This is a genomic window from Bacillus sp. GbtcB10 (genome assembly GCF_019091365.1).
Classification (GTDB): domain Bacteria; phylum Bacillota; class Bacilli; order Bacillales; family Bacillaceae; genus Bacillus; species Bacillus altitudinis.
Window position 1 is genome coordinate 37,877 of sequence record NZ_JAGXJP010000002.1, and the last position, 19,005, is coordinate 56,881.

General features: G+C 39.8%; 21 protein-coding genes and 4 pseudogenes. 5 read left to right on the forward strand and 20 right to left on the reverse strand.

Annotated elements, in window-relative coordinates:
* Nucleotides 1-94: 94 nt before the first annotated feature.
* From KVT11_RS05610 to KVT11_RS05635, 6 genes are all read right to left on the reverse strand, one after another.
* Nucleotides 95-613: a sigma-70 family RNA polymerase sigma factor gene (locus KVT11_RS05610; RefSeq protein WP_007500562.1), complete on the reverse strand. Its 519-nt coding sequence runs from the start codon at nt 611-613 to the stop codon at nt 95-97.
* A gap of 124 nt (nt 614-737) precedes the next feature.
* Nucleotides 738-923, reverse strand: coding sequence for an XtrA/YqaO family protein (locus KVT11_RS05615; RefSeq protein ID WP_370648332.1), 186 nt, complete (start codon nt 921-923; stop codon nt 738-740).
* Nucleotides 924-940: 17 nt separating this feature from the next.
* Nucleotides 941-1,345 carry a RusA family crossover junction endodeoxyribonuclease gene (locus KVT11_RS05620; RefSeq protein WP_210552193.1) on the reverse strand — a complete coding sequence of 135 codons (405 nt, stop codon included), beginning with the start codon at nt 1,343-1,345 and terminating at the stop codon, nt 941-943.
* A 102-nt stretch (nt 1,346-1,447) separates the two neighbouring features.
* Nucleotides 1,448-1,642, reverse strand: coding sequence for a hypothetical protein (locus KVT11_RS05625; protein WP_223255589.1), 195 nt, complete (start codon nt 1,640-1,642; stop codon nt 1,448-1,450).
* Complete coding sequence (locus KVT11_RS05630) at nt 1,620-1,772, reverse strand: hypothetical protein (protein WP_008344135.1); 153 nt, start codon at nt 1,770-1,772, stop codon at nt 1,620-1,622. The genes KVT11_RS05625 and KVT11_RS05630 overlap by 23 nt, the downstream gene beginning before the upstream one ends.
* 18 nt (nt 1,773-1,790) lie before the next feature.
* Nucleotides 1,791-2,030 carry a helix-turn-helix transcriptional regulator gene (locus KVT11_RS05635; RefSeq protein ID WP_008344138.1) on the reverse strand — a complete coding sequence of 80 codons (240 nt, stop codon included), beginning with the start codon at nt 2,028-2,030 and terminating at the stop codon, nt 1,791-1,793.
* Nucleotides 2,031-2,190: 160 nt separating this feature from the next.
* On the opposite strand from KVT11_RS05635, the gene KVT11_RS05640 reads away from it, so the two are divergent.
* The 3 genes from KVT11_RS05640 to bioB all read left to right on the forward strand — a co-directional run bounded on the left by KVT11_RS05640 (nt 2,191) and on the right by bioB (nt 4,306).
* The gene (locus tag KVT11_RS05640; protein ID WP_007500560.1) at nt 2,191-2,568 is read left to right on the forward strand and encodes a helix-turn-helix domain-containing protein; all 378 of its coding nucleotides are present in this window, start codon (nt 2,191-2,193) and stop codon (nt 2,566-2,568) included.
* A 243-nt stretch (nt 2,569-2,811) separates the two neighbouring features.
* Entirely contained in the window at nt 2,812-3,162 is a 351-nt protein-coding gene (locus tag KVT11_RS05645) for a hypothetical protein (RefSeq protein ID WP_003213146.1), read from the forward strand.
* A gap of 148 nt (nt 3,163-3,310) precedes the next feature.
* On the forward strand, nt 3,311-4,306 hold the full coding sequence (gene bioB, locus KVT11_RS05650) for a biotin synthase BioB (RefSeq protein WP_048001765.1): 996 nt from the start codon (nt 3,311-3,313) through the stop codon (nt 4,304-4,306).
* A 41-nt stretch (nt 4,307-4,347) separates the two neighbouring features.
* Here the strand turns inward: bioB and KVT11_RS05655 are convergent, their stop codons facing one another.
* The 4 genes from KVT11_RS05655 to KVT11_RS05670 all read right to left on the reverse strand — a co-directional run bounded on the left by KVT11_RS05655 (nt 4,348) and on the right by KVT11_RS05670 (nt 7,554).
* Complete coding sequence (locus tag KVT11_RS05655) at nt 4,348-4,821, reverse strand: hypothetical protein (protein ID WP_008344156.1); 474 nt, start codon at nt 4,819-4,821, stop codon at nt 4,348-4,350.
* Nucleotides 4,822-4,992: 171 nt separating this feature from the next.
* On the reverse strand, nt 4,993-5,826 hold the full coding sequence (locus tag KVT11_RS05660) for an undecaprenyl-diphosphate phosphatase (protein ID WP_035390159.1): 834 nt from the start codon (nt 5,824-5,826) through the stop codon (nt 4,993-4,995).
* A 127-nt stretch (nt 5,827-5,953) separates the two neighbouring features.
* A complete protein-coding gene (locus tag KVT11_RS05665) occupies nt 5,954-7,096 on the reverse strand; it encodes an AI-2E family transporter (protein ID WP_007500555.1) in 1,143 nt (380 codons plus the stop codon).
* 65 nt (nt 7,097-7,161) lie between these two features.
* Nucleotides 7,162-7,554 (reverse strand): DoxX family protein, encoded by a 393-nt coding sequence (locus KVT11_RS05670; RefSeq protein ID WP_008344160.1) that lies wholly within the window; start codon nt 7,552-7,554, stop codon nt 7,162-7,164.
* A gap of 200 nt (nt 7,555-7,754) precedes the next feature.
* Between KVT11_RS05670 and KVT11_RS05675 the strand changes: the two genes are divergently transcribed.
* A complete protein-coding gene (locus tag KVT11_RS05675) occupies nt 7,755-8,744 on the forward strand; it encodes a Gfo/Idh/MocA family protein (RefSeq protein ID WP_041091811.1) in 990 nt (329 codons plus the stop codon).
* 55 nt (nt 8,745-8,799) lie between these two features.
* Here KVT11_RS05675 and KVT11_RS05680 read toward each other — a convergent pair whose 3' ends face one another.
* The 9 genes and pseudogenes from KVT11_RS05680 to KVT11_RS21565 form a co-directional block, all read right to left on the reverse strand.
* Nucleotides 8,800-9,324 carry a type 1 glutamine amidotransferase domain-containing protein gene (locus tag KVT11_RS05680; RefSeq protein WP_008344162.1) on the reverse strand — a complete coding sequence of 175 codons (525 nt, stop codon included), beginning with the start codon at nt 9,322-9,324 and terminating at the stop codon, nt 8,800-8,802.
* A 90-nt stretch (nt 9,325-9,414) separates the two neighbouring features.
* Nucleotides 9,415-10,368 carry a methyl-accepting chemotaxis protein gene (locus KVT11_RS21530; RefSeq protein ID WP_370529237.1) on the reverse strand — a complete coding sequence of 318 codons (954 nt, stop codon included), beginning with the start codon at nt 10,366-10,368 and terminating at the stop codon, nt 9,415-9,417.
* Nucleotides 10,360-11,403, reverse strand: a pseudogene (locus KVT11_RS21535) (HAMP domain-containing protein); the annotation flags it as partial. The pseudogene KVT11_RS21535 and the gene KVT11_RS21530, both read right to left, overlap by 9 nt.
* Before the next feature lie 165 nt (nt 11,404-11,568).
* Nucleotides 11,569-12,516 (reverse strand): methyl-accepting chemotaxis protein, encoded by a 948-nt coding sequence (locus tag KVT11_RS21540; RefSeq protein ID WP_370539194.1) that lies wholly within the window; start codon nt 12,514-12,516, stop codon nt 11,569-11,571.
* Nucleotides 12,508-13,545, reverse strand: a pseudogene (locus KVT11_RS21545) (HAMP domain-containing protein); the annotation flags it as partial. The gene KVT11_RS21540 and the pseudogene KVT11_RS21545, both read right to left, overlap by 9 nt.
* Before the next feature lie 179 nt (nt 13,546-13,724).
* The gene (locus KVT11_RS21550; protein ID WP_370529239.1) at nt 13,725-14,675 is read right to left on the reverse strand and encodes a methyl-accepting chemotaxis protein; all 951 of its coding nucleotides are present in this window, start codon (nt 14,673-14,675) and stop codon (nt 13,725-13,727) included.
* A pseudogene (locus tag KVT11_RS21555) lies at nt 14,670-15,713 on the reverse strand (HAMP domain-containing protein); the annotation flags it as partial. The pseudogene KVT11_RS21555 and the gene KVT11_RS21550, both read right to left, overlap by 6 nt.
* A 126-nt stretch (nt 15,714-15,839) precedes the next feature.
* Nucleotides 15,840-16,790, reverse strand: a complete 951-nt coding sequence (locus tag KVT11_RS21560; RefSeq protein WP_370529240.1) for a methyl-accepting chemotaxis protein — start codon at nt 16,788-16,790, stop codon at nt 15,840-15,842.
* Nucleotides 16,782-17,831: pseudogene (locus KVT11_RS21565) on the reverse strand (cache domain-containing protein); the annotation flags it as partial. The gene KVT11_RS21560 and the pseudogene KVT11_RS21565, both read right to left, overlap by 9 nt.
* A 156-nt stretch (nt 17,832-17,987) precedes the next feature.
* Here KVT11_RS21565 and KVT11_RS05705 point away from each other — a divergent pair.
* The gene (locus KVT11_RS05705; protein WP_008345763.1) at nt 17,988-18,728 is read left to right on the forward strand and encodes a protein-glutamine gamma-glutamyltransferase; all 741 of its coding nucleotides are present in this window, start codon (nt 17,988-17,990) and stop codon (nt 18,726-18,728) included.
* Between the two features lie 21 nt (nt 18,729-18,749).
* Here KVT11_RS05705 and KVT11_RS05710 read toward each other — a convergent pair whose 3' ends face one another.
* On the reverse strand, nt 18,750-18,998 hold the full coding sequence (locus tag KVT11_RS05710; RefSeq protein WP_008345765.1) for a hypothetical protein: 249 nt from the start codon (nt 18,996-18,998) through the stop codon (nt 18,750-18,752).
* Nucleotides 18,999-19,005 lie beyond the last annotated feature (7 nt).

Consider the following 19,005-nt stretch of genomic DNA (forward strand, 5'->3'; position numbering starts at 1 on the left):
GTGCCGGGCTAGCAAACATTCGTTTGGTCTTTCTAACTATAGGTGGCAACTGTAAGACAAGCTTTTGAAGATTGAGTGATGAAAGAAAAAACACCTATTCAGCAGCTTTGAATAGGCGTTCTTGTACTTTTTTGGACATTTTGGTCCGAGCTCTTTCCATATGTTTTTGGACTGTTCCTTTTTTTACATCTAGCATAATCGCAATCTCGCTAAATGACAGACCCTGCGTTGTGTGCATAAAAAATACGTCTTTCTCTCGATCTGTTAAAACAGACAAAGCTTCATCGATTCGCCTTTTGTCTCGCTCACTTACCTCTCTTTCTTTCTCTTGAATGAGGGTGTATTCATGTGATAAAGCCTCTAATACTTCTGGATTGGCAAGAATGGTGCGCTGATACACAGATCTTCTGTCTAATCCTCTGCGTGCGCCTGGCTCTCTACCGATTTGAAGCCATTCCACCACGTATTCTAGATCGCTGACCATACTGGCGATCATTTTTTGATCATGTTTGTCCTGATCTGACATCTGTTTCTCTTCTTTGTCTTTCAATTGTTCATATCGTTTTCTGGCATCTTTTAAACTTCTTTTATATTCGATCAGTAAATCTTGCATCTGTGCTCTCTCCCTTTTTTAAGAAAATAAAAAACGGACACCAATCAGCCCCTTTTTATAGGGTCTTGATCAGTGTCCGCAGGCTTTCCGTCTTGGACTTATTCAGTTATTCTTGTTCATCAGGCTAGCTGATTTTAAAACCAATCTCGTGATCGACTCTTGCAAAATGTCCTTTTGCTGTTTGAATAATCGTTTTTCCATGCTCAGGTACATCCATCATATAAGCCGTTCCTACGTTTCCATCTAACACAATGACTTGAATCTTTCCTTTTTCCATTTCACCGACAAATGTCTGGTTTTCTTGAATCATGAGTTGTTTTGGCTCGTTCATATGCTTGTCTCCTTATTTGGTGGTGAGGATCTCATATCATCACCCATCGTATTTAAGATGATTTCCATTCGAGGACGCATGCTATAAAACTGTGAAACTCTTAATTCTACAATCTGTAAAGAGGCGTCATCGGTAAAGGCATGAAGTGCTTCTTGTATATACTGCAAACTTGGTTGAAGAATGCTGATGTGTACTGGGCGTATCAAGCCTTTTTCAGCAGATGTACGCGTGTCTTGGCTGTTCGCTAGATCAATGGGCATATTGTAAAATAAGCGAATGTCGAGTGATAATGCGCCTTTTATTCTGCTTGAGCATTGCGCTTTTGCGGCTGCTTGAATTCTGTTTATCAATGTCTCTTTTTTGCATAAATGTTCTTTTTCAATGATAAAATGAAGGACCATGCTACGATCTCCCGTCATCCTTCGCCCACTGCCGAATGTCTTGTTCGTTTTGACCCGCATTGAGCAAACATTTCAGGAATGTCATGATTTGCTTCAATCGATTCATGTCGCATTCATCCTTTCCTTCTTATTGTCATCAACGTCTTTTTCTGCCATGAGGGTCATGTATGTGCGTTTTTCTTCTGCCGTGGGGAAAGCAAACATCGGCTCTTTTTGATGAAAAGTGATCCAGCCGCCAGCTTGTACTAGGCAATGCTGTGCTTCTTTTCGGGCATCAAATGTCATCTGATGTCTCATCATCATCAAATCCTTTCTCACGGTTCTCGTCCTCTAATCGATAACCATTTCGGGACATTTCATATGGCCAGTAACGTTTTGGATAGCCGAAATCATTCATTTGTGTCACCATCGGATGTTCGATATTCATTCTGTTTGTCTCCCCTTTTTAAGAACGGTCTTCCTTACGACTATTACTCTTTTTGTGTAACTTTTGACCAAAAAAAAGCTCTTGAACACCGATATTTAGCAAATCTGCAATATGCTTGGCTATTTCTAAGCTGGGCTTTGTTCGGCCCATTTCTATATTTGCATAGCCACTCGTGTACTTATATCCAAGTTTTTTCGCCATATACGTTTGTGTTTTTCCTTGTAATATTCGTTCTTCTCGTAAATTTTCAAGTTTCATGTTTCCACCTCTTACTCATTATGTGTAAGTTATATTTATTATGATAATATACACAAAACGAGTAAGTCAATCAAATTTTTATTCTTTTTGTGTATTTATTTATCTTTTCCGTGTAATTCATGATAAAATTTACACATAATATGAAAAAAAGGTGTTTCCGATGGATAATTTGACTGGAAAGATTCTAACTGAATTAAGAGAGAAACATGGATGGAGTAAGTCTACCGTTGCCAAAAAACTCGGATTAAAGGCGATGTCAACCTATGCTAACTGGGAATATGGATTGAGAAAGCCAGATGGTGAAATGATTGTGAAAATCGCCGAGTTATACGGGGTCTCAACAGATTATCTTCTCACAGGTAAAGACAAAAACGCCTCTGATGACGATCTTGCAGATGATCCTGATTTGCAAATTGCGTTTAAAGCTGCCTCCGATTTTTCTGAAGAAGCACGAAGACAAACCATCGACTTTATTAACTACATTAGAGAGAAAGAGAAACAAAAAGGCCGTCAGCCAAAACAGACAGACGACAAATAAAAGATCTCTTTTTATAAAGCATCACATAGCTGGGTAGATACCCAGCTTTTTTTATGTCTCTTTTTCCTCCTAAAAAAGAATGACATATGAATAAAAAATCATGTGTTTTTTGGGTAAAATCGTCTTCCCCTACATAATATGTGACAATTTTCACCAAAAATACTCATTTTTCCACTTATTTTGATTGACATATAATTCTATTATTATTAATATATGTATATACCAAAAAAAGGAGTGTTACCGATGAAAAAATTAATGAAAGCTTGTACATTGTCTTTAGCTGCTTTAGGTGCTCTTACGTTCTTCCAAACTGAAGGTGCTCATGCAGCTGCACAGCCTAAAGAACCAGTTATAGCAAAAGCTCCTATTATGAATAAAGTGATTACAGTGAACCGCACACTTACTGTAGGTTCTTCAATTGCTGTCTCACTTCCAGCTAGCCAAATTTCTGTATCAGGCGCAACGTATGCCATTCAATTAGACCAAACTGCTCCAAATTTCACTTGGATCCGTGCTGTACAACGCGGTTCTGTTACAGTTTCTTACTATAATTCACTAGGTGAGCTCGTCATTAACTATATTACTGTTCGTTAAGCGATTTTTTTCATATGAAAAGGCGATGACTACATGTTCATCGCCTTTTTGTGTTTTTACTTTTAAGCTGCTTACCAGTGCTTGCCAATCTCTATCTATTATGTTAACTTTTAATAAAAATAAGTTTACATATTGAGAGGGGCTTATGATGGGAAAAATAACGTCTTTGTCTTGGGAAACGATCGTGAAGAAAGCCATCAATCATGAACCGATTACGATGGAAGAAGGTCTAAAAATTCTTGGAGCAGACGACGCAGAGTTGCTGCCTATTATGCATGCAGCTTATCAGGTGAGATTTCATTTTTTTCAAAAAAAGGTGAAGTTAAATATGATCTTTAACGCCAAAAGCGGATATTGTCCTGAAAACTGCGGGTATTGTTCACAATCGGTGATTTCAACAGCTCCTGTTGAGAGATATACAATGCTTGACCAAAAAACCATTGTGGCCGGTGCGCGTGAGGCGTTAAAAAGAAAAGCAGGGACTTATTGTATTGTAGCAAGCGGGAGAGCACCTTCGCACCGTGAATTAGATGAAGTCACCGCAGCAGTGAAGGAAATTACTGAGACAATGCCTTTGAAAGTTTGTGCATGCCTTGGGTTATTAAATGAAGAAAAAGCGAAGCGGCTGAAGGAAGCGGGTGTTCATCGGTATAATCATAATCTCAATACACATCAAGATCATCATGCTCAAATTACAACGACCCATACGTATGATGACCGCGTATCGACCCTTGAGAAGGTCAAACAGTCAGGGATGTCACCATGTTCAGGGGTTATTATTGGGATGGGCGAAACCAATCAGCAAATTGTCGAAATGGCTTTTGCGCTTAGAGCCCTTGATGCGGATTCGATTCCCGTCAACTTTCTCCATGCAATTGAAGGAACGCCTCTTGAACATCAAGAACGTACACATCCGATCAAAGCGTTGAAGGTTTTGGCACTGATGCGATTTATCAACCCGGCTAAGGAAATTCGAGTATCTGGGGGAAGAGAGTTTAATTTACGAACGCTTCAGCCTCTCGCATTATATGCAGCGAACTCTATTTTTGTAGGCGATTATTTAACGACAAAAGGACAGCAAGTTCAAACCGATCATCACATCATTGAAGATTTAGGTTTTGAAATAGAAGAATGTGCGCTTTAAAAAAAGTCTGCCGATGGATCGGCAGACTTTTGACGTTGAGATTAGAATCTTTTATGGAAATCGACAGTACCGCTTCCTTCTTCGCGGTCAAAGCTGCCAACAAAAGTCCAGTTAATATAGCCGCCGTCACCATTGTTGACAAACGTACCATCTTCAAATACCCAAATACCAAACGTAATGCCGTCATATTCAACACTATCATAATAGACAACATTGTTCAGTCCGCTAAAATCATGATCTTGGCTTAAGTTTTGAACAACTACGTTGTAATTTTGACCTGCTTCATAGAATGCACTGTATGCCGCATTTTTTACAAATCCATCACGATTTTGAGATGATTTTACTGCTTGTTCAATTTTATCGGCAATGGCTACTGGATCAATCGAGACACTTCCATCGACACCTGTTGTCGTAGCAGCTTCAGCCTTTTGACCAAAAGTCGTAAGAGATAAAGGGACAGCAACCATTGACGTAGCAATCACAGAGCTAACAAAAAATTTACTTGTTTTCCTCATTATTTCTAACTCCTCCTTTAATTGGTATGTTTATGTACTACCCTTTTCTTTGTCACTTAAACACTAATTTAAGAAAAAACTTCTTTTTCTATCAATTAAGAGGCTGTTTTTACTGTTTAAAAGGGCAAAACAACAAAAAAACTACTCTTTTAAAAGAGTAGTTTTCCATCATTACATAAACATGATAAATAAAATCAGACCTAGGATGATTCGGTAGATCGCAAAAGGCACAAGTTTGATTTTATTAATCAGTTTTAGGAAGAATCGAACAACAAAGAGAGCCACAATAAACGCACTCACAAAGCCCACAATAAAGAATGGAAGCATGTCTGTTGTTAAATATTCGGCATTTTTAACAAGTGTCAAGAGGCTTGCTCCCGCCATAATCGGCATGGCCATAATAAACGTAAAGTCAGCCGCCGCTCGGTGATTCAGACCAAGAATAACACCACCTGCTATTGTAGAACCTGAACGCGAGAAGCCTGGCCATAGTGCTAAACATTGAAATAACCCGATATACAGCGCTTGTCTGTACGTCATATTATCCACAGAGCTTGTTTCTGTTTTACGTTTATTGATCCAATCAGCGACAAGCATCAACACAGCCCCTAAAATCAAACCGACGGCGACTGTTCTCACGTCAAACAAATATTTATCAATATAATCTTCAAATAAGAATCCTAAAATGACGGCTGGGACGAGTCCAACAGCAATTTGAGCGATGGTCAGCTTATGTCCGCTGCGTTTTTGTTCTTCTGTGATATTTTTCTTTAAGCCTAATAAGTTCAAAATACGATCTTTGAACACGATCATGACAGCTAAAATAGAACCTAACTGAATCACGACTTTAAATGTGTTTGCAGCCTCTGGCGTAATGATGTCTTTTGATTTTAGCCAAAGATCATCAACAATGATCATATGCCCTGTAGACGAGACAGGTGCATACTCTGTTAATCCTTCGACAATTCCTAAAACCAGTGCCACGAATAAATCCCATAGATTCATGATTTTCTTTCCTTTCAATTCTGATCTTTTGAACTGGCCAAACATCTATGTCCACATAAAGACAAGCTTCCTTTTTCGAAAGCTCGTCTTTATGATACTATATTTTTTTCTAAAAAAGATTATGACATCAAACCTTTTCTTCTTTATACAAATTGGATCGCATTTTGAACCAATCAAACAGGTGGGTCGTGATCACTTTCAGAACGGCATACGTCGGAATTGCGACAATGATGCCGACGACACTGAACAATTTACCTGCTGTTAATAGAACAAAAATAATCGTAATCGGATGGATATGAAGGTTTTTCCCCATGACCTGAGGAGAAATGAATTTCCCTTCAATAAGTTGAACCACTGTCCAGACAATGATGAGTTTTAAAAGCATCACTGGTGATGTCACAAGCGCAATCACAATCGCTGGTGTAATCGCAATGGTTGGACCAAGGTATGGCACTACACTTGTACATGCCGCAATAATCGCCAGCAGCAGCGCATAGTCAAGTCCAATAATCATATAGCCAATTAAAAGAAGAATACCGATACAGAAGCTGACAATGATCTGCCCGCGTATATAAGAACTTAGACGATGGTTCATTTCGTGAAGCACGATATGAGTATGGTCTCTAAACTTATTCGGGATAAATTTCAAGAAATAGTCAGGCAGTTTTTTGCCGTCTTTTAATAGATAAAACAGAATGAACGGAACCGTCACGATCGAGATGATAATTTCAGTAAGCGCCCCTAAGAAAGTGCCGACTCCGGTAAAAGTGCTTTCCAAAATCTTCGTCGCTTGACTTGACGCTTTACTTACCAATTCAGAGACGTTAAAGTTCATCGTTTTCTGCACTTGACTAATAAAGTTGCTTCCAGTTAATTGTCTAATCTGTTCTTCTACCGTATCAACGTATTTTGGCAGATTATGAAACAGACTCATCGTTTGTGCTTGTAAAAAAGGAATAATAGATACAATGGTCACAGTAATGATCCCAATAATGACGATATATAAAAGCAAAATCGAAAAGATCCGTTTGACCTTAAATCTCTCTAATAAATTCACAATTGGATTTAATAAATAATACACAACCCCCGTTAAAATAATCGGTAAGGCAATGGTTTTGATGAGTACAATGAGCGGTGTGAAAATAAAAGATGCTTTCATGAAAACAAGGATATTCAACCCTATTAATAGCAGGATGAGTAAAAAGAGAACAAACTTGTTATCAAGAAAAAATTTTCTAAATCGACTGCTCCACATTTGCATAGAATTCATATCTTTCCTCCAAACACGGGCTATTTTATTAGTAAATTGTACACTACTTGATCATCATTTTGTGATCATTGTTTTAGCTTTTTTTCACGTTTCGCAATGGACATGGCCCATCCAATCAAAATCGGTTGTCCGATTAATCTCATCCATAACAAGGCTTGTTCTGTGCTCTCTTGCCCTGGAAATGGAATCCCTTCTCTCGCAGCAAATAGGTTCGCAGGGAAAATGAGCACCAGATAGACAGCGATCATTTTTGCTGCCACAATCCTTACGTTTGGAAGAAGCAGTAATACGGCCAACAGCCATTCCAAGCATGCGGTGGCATAAATGATACCATAGGGAAATGGCCATCCAGACATCATGCGGGCAAAGCCGCTTGGCTCTATCACATGAAAAACACCGGCTGCTATAAATAAAAGCGCGAATGCGTATGTACTTCCTATATGTAGGATGCGCTTCATGTTCGTTTCCTCCTCCCTCCTTCTCAAGTATTACCCGAATGAAGGAGGAAACTATCCACTTTTCGTACATTTATATTCTTTATGTAAGACGCATCAGCTAAGGTAAAGGTTTCATCCGCTTTTCAATAAAAAAGAAGATTCTTTCATACAAACGCTTTCAAAGCATGTATAATCAGAGAAAAGCAGAAGGAGGGAATGTGATGATTCGATTTGCTGTCATCGGAACGAATTGGATTACAGATCGATTCTTACAGGCTGGTGAAGGAGTGGCGGATTTTACATGTACGGCCGTCTATTCTCGGTCTGCTGAAAAAGGACAGGCATTTGCAGACAAGTATGGCATTGATACCGTCTTTACTAATTTACAACAAATGGCGGCAAGTGATGCGTTTGATGCTGTGTATATCGCAAGTCCAAACGCCCTTCACAAAGAGCAAGCGATGCTGATGATGGCGCATCAAAAACATGTATTATGTGAAAAACCATTGGCCTCTCACCGGAAAGAGGCTGAAGAAATGATTGCTGCTGCGAAAAAATATCAGGTGTGCTTAATGGAAGCGATGAAGACCACCTTTCTGCCGAATTTTCTTCAAATCAAACAGCATCTTGATCAACTAGGCCCCATTCGGCAAGTGATCGCTCATTACTGTAAATATTCCTCAAGATACGATGCCTACCGAAACGGTGAGATTCCAAATGCTTTTAAGCCGGAATTATCCAATGGCTCCTTAATGGACATCGGCGTGTATCTTGTCTTTCCCATCATTTATTTATTCGGGCTGCCACATCAAATCACCGCGAGAGGCTATACACTTTCTTCTGGAGTAGATGGGAGCGGTTCATTACTTTTACAATATGAAGGACATCAAGCACTTCTTTTCCATTCAAAAATCTCAACATCTCATGTATCTGCTGAAATTCAAGGGGAGGATGCCACAATGGTGATTGATCAATTCCATCGCCCTTCTCGTATCATCATCCATGATCGGAATGGACAGCAAACCGATATTTCTCTCAAAGATGATCAACCTGCTATGTATTATGAAATCGATCACTTCATTCAATGCATCAAGCAAAAAAAGGGACAGTCTCCAATCAATACATTTGCCTTATCCGTTCAAACCATGTCCGTCATGGACGAGGCGAGAAGACAAATGGGCATTATCTATCCAGCCGACAGACAAATGTAATGAGGCATTGAATGAACAAAGGGCGTTTTACAGCCCTTTGTTTGTTCATGTGAATCTAGTTTGCCGCTAATACATCGGCAAATGCTTTCACATATGGCGGAAGGTCCGGCGGGCGTCTGCTAGATACAATATGACCATCTGTCACAACGGCTTCATCAAACCATTCTGCTCCAGCATTCGTCATATCATCTTTAATACCAGGTGTACTCGTTACTTTTTTACCTTTCAGGATACCAGCTGAAATGAGCACCCAGCCGGCATGACAGATTTGTCCGATCGGTTTGCCCTTTGCATCAAACGTACGAACGATGTCTAATACTTCTGGATATCGGCGCAGTTTATCGGGCGCCCATCCCCCAGGAACGAGAACCGCATCATAATCATCTGCTTGAATGGAATAGAAGTCTGCATCTGATACAGCCGGCACTCCGTACTTCCCGATATATTCATGATCTGCTTTTTCGCCTACGAGATGGACAGTTGCCCCCTCTTCTCTTAATCGCAAAACGGGATACCATAGCTCTAAATCTTCAAAATCATCACTGACTAACGCAATGACCTTCTTATTTGATAAACGCATAACATCTCTCCTTTTCTTCGGATTTCCTCTATTGTACGAGATCATCTCTTAAAAAGAAAAGCGGTTCCCCTTGAGGAGAACCACTTTCTATTATTCACTGATCTTGAATTTTTTAATTAAGTCACGCAATTCTTCCGCCATTTGGGAAAGCGTCGTCGAAGAAGAACTAATCTCTTCCATTGATGCCAGCTGTTCTTCTGCTGATGCTGCGATATCTTGAATACTTGCTGAACTCTCTCTCGATACATCTGCAATTTCATTCACTGCTTTAGAAATTTGCTCAGATCCTTTTGAAAGCTCACGAACTGTCGTATTCATTTCATTGATTCTTGTCGCAATTTCTGCCGTTTGCTGATTGATTTGTGAGAAGCTTTCTTTTGTTTGGTCTGTAATTGATAGACCATTTTTTACTTCTTCATTCACAGATTTGAACATATTTTGAGACGTTTCAATTTCAGAGACAATTTCTTTGACGAGTTTTTCAATCTCTTTTGCAGAATCTGATGATTGAACTGCCAGTTTACGGACTTCTTCTGCTACAACCGAGAAGCCTCTGCCTGACTCACCCGCACGTGCTGCTTCAATGGCTGCATTCAGAGCCAGTAAATTCGTTTGATCTGCTATACCGTTAATGACACCTAAAATGTTGGTGATATCTTTTGATTTATGCTCTAATCCGTTGATCACACTTTCAGCTTCTTTCACTGAATGATCAATCGTTTTCATTTGGCCAACTGTCTGTTCAACAAGCTGTCCGCCTGTTTCTGCGACTGTTTTTGATTGAACCGATGATTCTGTAATGACATCAGATGTTTGTGCAACTTCATTTAGCCCTTCGTTCATTTGTTTCAAGTGGGCTGCACTTTGTTCCACCATTTCACTTTGATTTTCGTTTCCATTCGAGAATGTTTCAATGGATGATGTAATATGTTCGGTTGCTTTTGTCGTTTGACCTGCACTTGCCGTCAGTTCTTCAGACGATGACGCCACGTTTTCAACAGATGTCTGTACAGCTTGGATGACGTCTCTGAGTGACTCACTCATTTCATTAAAACTTGTACCGAGCTGACCAATTTCATCCTTTGATTTAACATCAATTTTTTCTGTTAAATCTCCTTCGCTAATCTTCTTAGAAGAGGAGACAAGCATGGAAAGTGGTTTTGTAATAGAACGGATGATAAAGAAGATGAGAATACCGCCAATGATGAGCGCACCAGCTAATATAATGGCCGCCATATTGAAGACTGGCTGCGCCGCTTCTTCTACTTCACTGACAAACATTGTACCGGCAATTTTCCAACCAGTCGCTTTGTTTGTTGTGAACTCCATTTGCTTTTCTTTCCCTTCAAACATATAACTCATTGAACCTTTGTCTTGTGTATAAAGCTTGTCTACCCAATCACCTGTTAATTTTGTTCCTGCTTTTTTCGTTGGATGTGCCACGTATGTTCGATCTGGGCTTCCGATAAAAGCATGACCTTCTTTACCAATATTGATACTATTAGACTCTTTTACTAGATTCGCAATGTCCAGGTTCATGGCAATAACACCAGAACCGTCCTCTAGTTTTTTAGAAATCGTCACAACAAGTGTACCAGTTGATGCGGTTGGGTATGGAGCGGAAACAGACAGCTCACCGTTTTTCGCCCAGCCATCTTTGTACCAATCCCGCTCAGTTGCGACATAATCAGCAGGCATTTTTTGATTTGGATATCTTGAGAACACTTTTCCATCACTTGAAGCAACAAAGATGCCTTCTGTGTCATCATTCATGCTCATGAATTGCTCAAAGCGCCCTTGAATATCAGTCGTTCCTTTTTGCCCCAGCTTTTTCTTCGTAATCCATTTGCTAAAGAAATCGGCTGCGTCTGTTTTTACTTTCACAACCTTCGTAATGTTTTTGTCCAGCTGTTCTACATTTTCCTTTGCACTTTGCATGATTTGATCATTTAAAGAGGTGCTCGCCGTATGATATGAAGAGAATGCCAATACGATAATTGGGCATAAAAGAATAAATAAGAAAGAGAAAACGAGCTTTTTTGATATAGATGGTTTTTTGAAATACTGTATGAAATTCATAAAAAAGAAAACTCCTTTTAGTAAGATAGTATATATATCGGAAGTACTACTAGGTTCTTTACTTTTTTAATTTATTAAAGTCTAGATAAGTCCAAAATACCCAAATTATGTGCAAAGAACGGAAAAACACCTGACGTCAAAACGTCAGGTGTTCCTCTATGGCTCTTATATTTTAAATTGTTTGATGAGCTCTCTCAGTTCTTCTGCCATTTGAGATAAAGTGGCGGAAGATGAGCTGATCTCTTCCATTGATGCCAGCTGTTCTTCTGCTGAAGCCGCAATATCTTGGAAACCTGCGGAACTTTCACGTGAAAGCTCTTTGATTTGATTGACTGCTTGTGAAATATCGTTTGAGCCATGAGAAAGTTCTTGGGCTGACCCGTTCATTTGTTTCATTTGTTCTGTCATTTCTGATGTCTTATGGGTGATTTTCTCAAAACTCACTTTCGTTTCATCTGTAATGTTTAATCCAGATTGAACTTCTCCTGCTACTTGTCTAAACATCTTCTGCGACTTTTCAATTTCATCTACGATTTCGTTCGTTAGGCTTTCAATTTCTTTTGAAGAGCTGCCTGATTGCTCTGCCAATTTGCGGACTTCTTCAGCGACCACAGAGAAGCCTCTTCCTGCCTCACCTGCACGTGCTGCTTCTATCGCTGCATTTAAAGCAAGGAGGTTCGTCTGATCTGCAATGCCGTTGATAACTCCAAGAATGCTTGTAATGTCCTTAGATTTCTGTTCTAGCCCTGCAATCACAAGCTCCGCTTCTTTCACTGCTTGTTCAATCGTTTGCATTTGACCTGCTGTTTTTTGAACGAGCTCTCCACCAGCCTGAGCGGTTTTGCTAGACTCAATAGATGATTCCATCATATGAGAAGTCGTGTTGACCATATGTGATAAGCTGCGATCCATGTCGTTTAACTGGACAGAGCTTTTTTCGATCATCTCATTTTGATGTTCATTGCTGTTTGAAAACTGTTCAATAGATGAGGTAATATGCTCAGTTGCTTGGGCTGTCTGTCCTGCACTAGCTGTTAATTCTTCAGATGAGGCAGCCACATTTTCAATTGAATTCTGGACGGCTTGAATGACTTGTTTCAGCTTTGCCGACATATCGTTAAAGCTCTGTGCAAGCTTGCCGATTTCATCGTGTGTGCGCACCTCGATATGCTGGGTGAGATCCCCCTGACTGATTTTCTCAGCCGATTCAGAGAGCTCTATGAGTGGTTTTCGGATCGATTTAATAATAAAATAAATCGCGATTCCACCGATGACAATCGCAGCAGCTAGGATGATCATGGTTAAGTCAAGCACTGGCTGTGCGGCTTCCTTCACTTCGTTGACATACATTGTTCCCGCAAGCTTCCAGCCTGTTGCTTCATTTGTGTCATAAAACATTTGCTTCGGCTGTCCGTTGAATTCATATTCGAAACTGCCTTTTTTATTGTGATACATCTTTTCGATGAAATCGCCTGTCAGTTTCGTCCCGGCCTTTTCCGTTTTATGAGCAATGTAACGTTGGTCTGAGGTAGCGACAAACGCATAACCTTCTTGACCAATTTTGATGCTGTTTGTATCTTTCACAATCGTGTTCAATCGTACATTTATACCAATGACACCAGAACCATCTGCTAACTGTTCTGATATTGTGATGAGCAGGTCATCTGATGACTTGTCTGTAAAAGGATCTGAAATGATGAGTTTGTCATCTCCCATTGATTGTTGAAACCATGGTTCATTTTTTGCGCTTTTGGCACTGCCTTTATGAATCTCGGAATATTCAGTTAGTTTACCATTCTGATCTGCAACAAATACTTCTACGACATCGTCGTCTGTTTCCGATAGTTGCTCTAATTTCACCTTAAGTAAATCCTTATTTTTAGAGGCCAGTTCCTTTTTTTTCACCGATTTAGATAAATATGAAACAATATCAATTTTAGGCTGTACATCTTTATTGATCAATTCATTTAATTGATTCACACCATTTGCAGCGCTAGACATAATCTCATCATTGAGAGACTTAGACGCCACTTCATAGGAAAATGCGGCCAACACAAGAATGGGCACTAGGAGAATCGCTAAGAATGCAGTAATTAATTTCTTTGACATCGTAAAGTGCTTAAAAAAGTTGATTTTTTTCATGACTCTACTCCTTTTGGTTTATGATTTGGGATCATCCCCCTCTATTTTTAGGTAATACGGATTATTTTTCAAGGTATAATGTTCAAAAAACCACCAAAATAAGCATATTTACCTATTTCTTTCGATTTATTCACTTCAAAAAAAGAACCCCAAAAAGCTGGAGGTTCTCTTCATTTTGTTTATTCAACTTTAAATTTGCTAATCAAATCACGTAATTCTTCTGCCATTGAAGAAAGGGTGGCAGAGGATGAGCTGATCTCTTCCATTGATGCCAGCTGTTCTTCAGCTGAAGCGGCAATGTCTTGAATATTGGCGGAGCTTTCACGTGATACGTCTGCAATTTCACGGACAGCCTCAGAAACATGTGCAGATCCTTTTGACAGCTGGACAACTGTTCGATTCATTGTTTGGAGCTGATCTGAGATTTCTTTGGTCATGTCGAAAATATTGTGGAAGCTGACTTTCGTTTGTTCAGTAAAGCTTAAGCCTGATTGAACTTCTTGATTTACTGCTGTGAATACTTCTTGTGATACATCAATATCTTGAACGATTTCTTTGATTAAGTTTTCAATTTCTTTCGCTGAGTTGGCAGATTGAACAGCAAGTTTTCTTACTTCTTCTGCTACAACGGAGAAGCCTCGACCAGATTCGCCAGCTCTTGCTGCCTCAATCGCTGCATTCAGCGCAAGTAAATTCGTTTGATCTGCGATGCCATTAATGACACCAAGAATCTGGGTGATATCTTTTGATTTGCTTTCCAGCGCACTGATGACATTCTCTGCTTTTTTCACTGATTGATCAATCACGTTCATTTGAGAAGCGGTTTTTTCTACTAGCTGTCCGCCTTCTCCTGCAATCTCTGTTGATTTGATGGATGAAGCGGTAATCGATTCAGCCGACTCGTTCATGTGCTGAAGGCCTCTGTTCATTTCTTCTAACTCTTCTGAGCTTGATTCCACTTTATCATTCTGGCTTTCGTTACCAGTAGAAAATTGTTCAATGGCTAATGTAATATGCTCTGTTGCTTTACTTGTTTGTCCTGCGCTTGCGGTCAGTTCTTCTGATGAAGAAGCGACATTTTCAACGGAGGTTTGGACGGCACCAATGAGGGATCTTAATGAGTCAATCATCGTATTAAAGCCTTTACCAACTTGTCCTATTTCATCATCTGATTGAATCTGAAGTTTATCACGTAAATCACCATCGCTGACCTTTTTCGAGAAACGGGCCAGATTGGATAATCTACTTGAAATAGAGCGGACAATAAAGAAGATGAGGGTTCCTGCTACGATCAGTGTCACACTGAACACAATAATGGCTGTATTGAAAACGGGTTTAGCTGCATCCTCTACTTCTGATACGAGCATCGTTCCGCCGATTTTCCAGCCGGTTAGTTCATTGGTGACATACGCCACCTTTTTATCTGTTCCATTGAGTGTATAGCTGCCGTTTCCTTGTTTGTTTTTAAAAATAATGTTCGCCAAATTCTCATTGACTTTGCTTCCTGGCTTTTGGGTTGGATCTGCTAGCACGGTTTTATCCTTCTCCATGATGAAAGCATATCCTTTTTGACCTATTTTAATTTCTTTTAGCTTTTGAATGAGGCTGTCAATTTCCATATCAAGACCAATCACCCCTGAGCCATCTTTCGTTTTTTGGGCAATGGTGATGACCATTTTACCTGTAGATGCTGCGACATATGGCTTCGTGATGACTTGTTTACCATCAGCACTCATGGCCTCTTGATACCATGGACGCTCTCGCGGGTCATAGCCTTCAGGCATTTTTTGAACTGGGTATTGCATGAACAAACCCTTTTCTGAACCTGCATAAATGGCTGAGACATCTTTTTCATTAATTTTTCCATATTGCTGCAATTCTTTAATGGTAGCTTTTCTATTTTTTTCTTGAAGATTAGCCGCTTTGAGATCATCTGTAAACAGAGTCACAGCCTCTGCCTTGTTCCCAATATTCTCATCGATTAAGGTATCAAATGCATTGACCTGACTCATTGCACTGCCCATAATCTGCTTGTCTAACTCTGTTTTTGATGTAAAAAATGCACTGATTGTGAGTGCGACGGTTGGCAGTATGAGGACTACCAAAAAGGCAATAACTAATTTTTTAGAAATGGATGGTTTTTTGAACCATTGGATCATTTTTCCCATTTTCTCTTTCCCCCTTTACTTCTCTAAAGTTATTATCGGATGAAAGGTTTATTTTTAGAGGGCTGGAAATGACGTTTAAAAATAAAAAAAATACCCAGACAATTCTGGATATTTTTTCATCGTTTTTTAATCAATTTTAAATTGACTTGTCAGCTCTTTTAGTTCCTCAGCCATATTGGCAAGTGTGACCGAAGAGGACGAAATTTCTTCCATAGATGCCAATTGTTCTTCAGCAGATGCCGCAATATCTTGAATGTTCGCCGCACTTTCTCTTGAAACTTGACGCATCTCCTGCATGGCTTGAGACACAAGTTTTGATCCGCTTGATAGGTCAACCGCTGTATCATTTAATTGAGTGAGCTTTTTCGACATACCTTCTGCCGCCTCATAGATGTTTTGGAAGCTTTCTTTTGCTTCTTCTGTCATCCCAAGTCCTGCATTTACTTCTCGGTTAACAGCTTTGAACATCTCTTGAGATTTGGAAATTTCCAACACAATTTCTTGGATCAGCTTTTCAATTTCTTTCGCTGAATCTGCAGATTGGACCGCTAGTTTTCTGACTTCCTCTGCTACGACAGAGAAACCGCGCCCTGATTCACCTGCTCTTGCTGCTTCAATGGCCGCATTGAGTGCAAGTAAATTCGTTTGATCTGCGATGCCATTAATGACATTTAAAATACTCGTAATATCTTTAGACTTGTATTCTAATTCTTTCATGACTTGTTCGGCTTCTTGTACAGATGTATCGATATGTTTCATTTGATTCGCTGTGCTTTCAACGATACGTCCGCCTTGTCCAGCCGCTTCTGTCGATTGAATGGAGACAGCAGTCACTTCTGATGAAGTTTGTGACATACCTTGTAATCCTTCATTCATTGCGACAAGCTGATTCGTGCTAGATTCGACTTTCTCATTTTGTGCTTCATTCCCATTTGAGAATTGTTCAATCGACATGGTGATATGCTCTGTCGCCTGACTTGTTTGGCTGGCACTAGCAGTCAGCTCTTCTGACGCTGAAGCCACATTGTCGACAGATTGCTGGACCGCTCGGATAACTTCACGCAAAGATTCACTCATCTTACTAAAGCTTCTTGTGAGGTCTCCTATTTCATCCTTCGATTTGGTTTCGAGGGTTTCCGTTAGATCCCCTTCACTCACCTTTTCTGAGAAATCAACAAGCCTTCTAAGTCCAATTGTGATGGAGCGAACGATAAAGAAGATCGCAATACCGCCAAGGATAAAAGAAGAAATTAAAAGAATAATGGCAGAATTCCAAACTGGCTGTGCTGCTTCTTCTGTTTCTGATACAAACATCGTTCCAGCAATTTTCCAACCTGTTAAATCATTTGTCACAAAAACGAGGCGTTTTTGCTCTCCTTTATTCTCATAAGTTGATGTTCCTTCTTTGCCGCTGTAAAGGATTGATGAAATATTTTCTGTAACTGCAGAGCCTGATTTTTCTTCTGGGTGAGCTACAATCTGTTTGTTTTTATTTGCAATAATTGGGTATCCTTCTCGTCCAATTTTAATATCTTTGATTTTATCGACGATATCTTGAACATCAATATCAATCCCAATGGCTCCCGACCCGTCCTTCAGACGCTGAGCGATTGTGACAACCATGCCGTTTGTTGTGGCAGAGATGTATGGATTGGTGACCACAGGTTCGCCTTTTTCGTCCTGCATCGCCGCTTTATACCAATCACGAGTTGTTGGATCATAGCCTTTTGGCATGTCCACTTTAGGGAACTGAATAAAATCACGATTTTTACTTGCTGCATAAAATCCAACTACATCATCTTCATTGATTTTACTGTATATCTCGAAATGCTCATACAGTTCGTCCTGGTTTTTCTTTTTAAAGTCTGCAGCACTGGATGTTTCGGTAAACAGTTTGACTGCGTTCTCCTTATTCAAAAGCTTTTGCTCGATCATGTCATTCAGCTCATTGACTCTTGCGTTGGCTCCGTACATGATTTCATGATCTAATTCTTCTTTAGCAATCTGATATGAAATCGTACTGAGTGTAATGATAGGCAAGACGAGAACAAGTGTGAATGAAATAATCAGCCTTTTAGAAATCGATGGTTTTTTCAACCATTTTATGATACTTTTCATGTTTTTCCTCCTTTTAAACGTTATGTTTTATATCGGACAGCTTCATATTATTTTCATGTTTTTCAAATAAAAAGGATGTCTTTTTGTTTATTTTCACAAATTGATTCCTTGCCCAAGCATCCCGCATACGCTAATACAAAAGGGGGCGCTTTTCATATGATTATCCTTTCAGGACAGCCAGTGACAAATGAGCAGCTGGCATCGTTTCAGCTAGAAGGACAAAAGCGGATCATTTTGATGCAATTACAAGCCTCAAATGATACGTTCCGTTATAGGCAGGCATCTGATTTGTTATTTGAGGTGACTTTACGATCGAATATCATGAATGCGGCAAGAGATTTGAACAAGAGCGGTGCCTCATTTGCTATCTTTCAAAGATCCCGTGCGAATGACGCCTATTGGCGTGTATCAGAGGCCGGAGCGTTAGAACTGCGCTATCAAGTCGAGCCATCTACGGGGATTAAAGACATCTTTGAAAATGGCTCAAAATATGCCTTTGAATGTGCCACAGCGATTGTCATTGTGTTTTATATGGGAGTCCTGCAAACGGTAGGAGACGAGAAGTTCAATCGAAGACTTAGAAGTTTAACGCTGTATGACTGGCACTATGATACATTATCCATTTATACAGAGCGTGGAAATGATTTTATTTATGGGGATTGCCTATATTTCGAGAATCCAGAGTTTAGCTATCAACAGTCTCAATGGCGCGGAGAAAATGTGATTTACTTAGGGGAAGATCAATATTATGGGCATGGGCTTGGGATCTTAACAGCTGCAGAGATTATCGATAAATTAAATGCCAGAAGACGGCCAGGGGCTGTTCAGTCCGCTTATTTACTGCCGCAGACTACTAGGATGGATGTTATTTATCTCAGGCAAATGTTTGGTAGTTAAAAAGGGCCTCTTGTCTATAGGTTATGACAAGGGGCCTTTGTATGCCTTGCGTTTGCGGTAATCATGGAGCGTGCCAAGCATTGTGTTTGCTAGGATTTCCATTTCTTCTAGATCGTTTCTTGTGACTGGAGGGTCGTGCTGATTCCATTTGACATAACGAACGAAATAGTAATGACGAATGGGGGTAAGGACGGCAGGGGAGTGCGGAAAATCATCAAATAGAAATTCAATTTGTCCTTTTTTCCGATATGAATGTTTTAAGATTTGCATCCTGTCA

Coding starts and splice junctions, on each gene's coding strand:
- KVT11_RS05630 (WP_008344135.1), bottom strand. CDS start 1,772: ATGAATATCGAACATCCGATGGTGACACAAATGAATGATTTCGGCTAT.
- KVT11_RS05660 (WP_035390159.1), bottom strand. CDS start 5,826: ATGAATCTATGGGATTTATTCGTGGCACTGGTTTTAGGAATTGTCGAA.
- KVT11_RS05610 (WP_007500562.1), bottom strand. CDS start 613: ATGCAAGATTTACTGATCGAATATAAAAGAAGTTTAAAAGATGCCAGA.
- KVT11_RS05655 (WP_008344156.1), bottom strand. CDS start 4,821: ATGAGGAAAACAAGTAAATTTTTTGTTAGCTCTGTGATTGCTACGTCA.
- KVT11_RS21550 (WP_370529239.1), bottom strand. CDS start 14,675: ATGATTGACTCATTAAGATCCCTCATTGGTGCCGTCCAAACCTCCGTT.
- KVT11_RS05635 (WP_008344138.1), bottom strand. CDS start 2,030: ATGAAACTTGAAAATTTACGAGAAGAACGAATATTACAAGGAAAAACA.
- KVT11_RS05670 (WP_008344160.1), bottom strand. CDS start 7,554: ATGAAGCGCATCCTACATATAGGAAGTACATACGCATTCGCGCTTTTA.
- KVT11_RS05615 (WP_370648332.1), bottom strand. CDS start 923: ATGATTCAAGAAAACCAGACATTTGTCGGTGAAATGGAAAAAGGAAAG.
- KVT11_RS21530 (WP_370529237.1), bottom strand. CDS start 10,368: ATGAGTGAGTCACTCAGAGACGTCATCCAAGCTGTACAGACATCTGTT.
- KVT11_RS05705 (WP_008345763.1), top strand. CDS start 17,988: ATGATTATCCTTTCAGGACAGCCAGTGACAAATGAGCAGCTGGCATCG.
- bioB (WP_048001765.1), top strand. CDS start 3,311: ATGGGAAAAATAACGTCTTTGTCTTGGGAAACGATCGTGAAGAAAGCC.
- KVT11_RS21540 (WP_370539194.1), bottom strand. CDS start 12,516: ATGTCGGCAAAGCTGAAACAAGTCATTCAAGCCGTCCAGAATTCAATT.
- KVT11_RS05620 (WP_210552193.1), bottom strand. CDS start 1,345: ATGGTCCTTCATTTTATCATTGAAAAAGAACATTTATGCAAAAAAGAG.
- KVT11_RS21560 (WP_370529240.1), bottom strand. CDS start 16,790: ATGAGTGAATCTTTGCGTGAAGTTATCCGAGCGGTCCAGCAATCTGTC.
- KVT11_RS05665 (WP_007500555.1), bottom strand. CDS start 7,096: ATGAATTCTATGCAAATGTGGAGCAGTCGATTTAGAAAATTTTTTCTT.
- KVT11_RS05680 (WP_008344162.1), bottom strand. CDS start 9,324: ATGCGTTTATCAAATAAGAAGGTCATTGCGTTAGTCAGTGATGATTTT.
- KVT11_RS05645 (WP_003213146.1), top strand. CDS start 2,812: ATGAAAAAATTAATGAAAGCTTGTACATTGTCTTTAGCTGCTTTAGGT.
- KVT11_RS05710 (WP_008345765.1), bottom strand. CDS start 18,998: ATGCAAATCTTAAAACATTCATATCGGAAAAAAGGACAAATTGAATTT.
- KVT11_RS05640 (WP_007500560.1), top strand. CDS start 2,191: ATGGATAATTTGACTGGAAAGATTCTAACTGAATTAAGAGAGAAACAT.
- KVT11_RS05675 (WP_041091811.1), top strand. CDS start 7,755: ATGATTCGATTTGCTGTCATCGGAACGAATTGGATTACAGATCGATTC.
- KVT11_RS05625 (WP_223255589.1), bottom strand. CDS start 1,642: ATGAGACATCAGATGACATTTGATGCCCGAAAAGAAGCACAGCATTGC.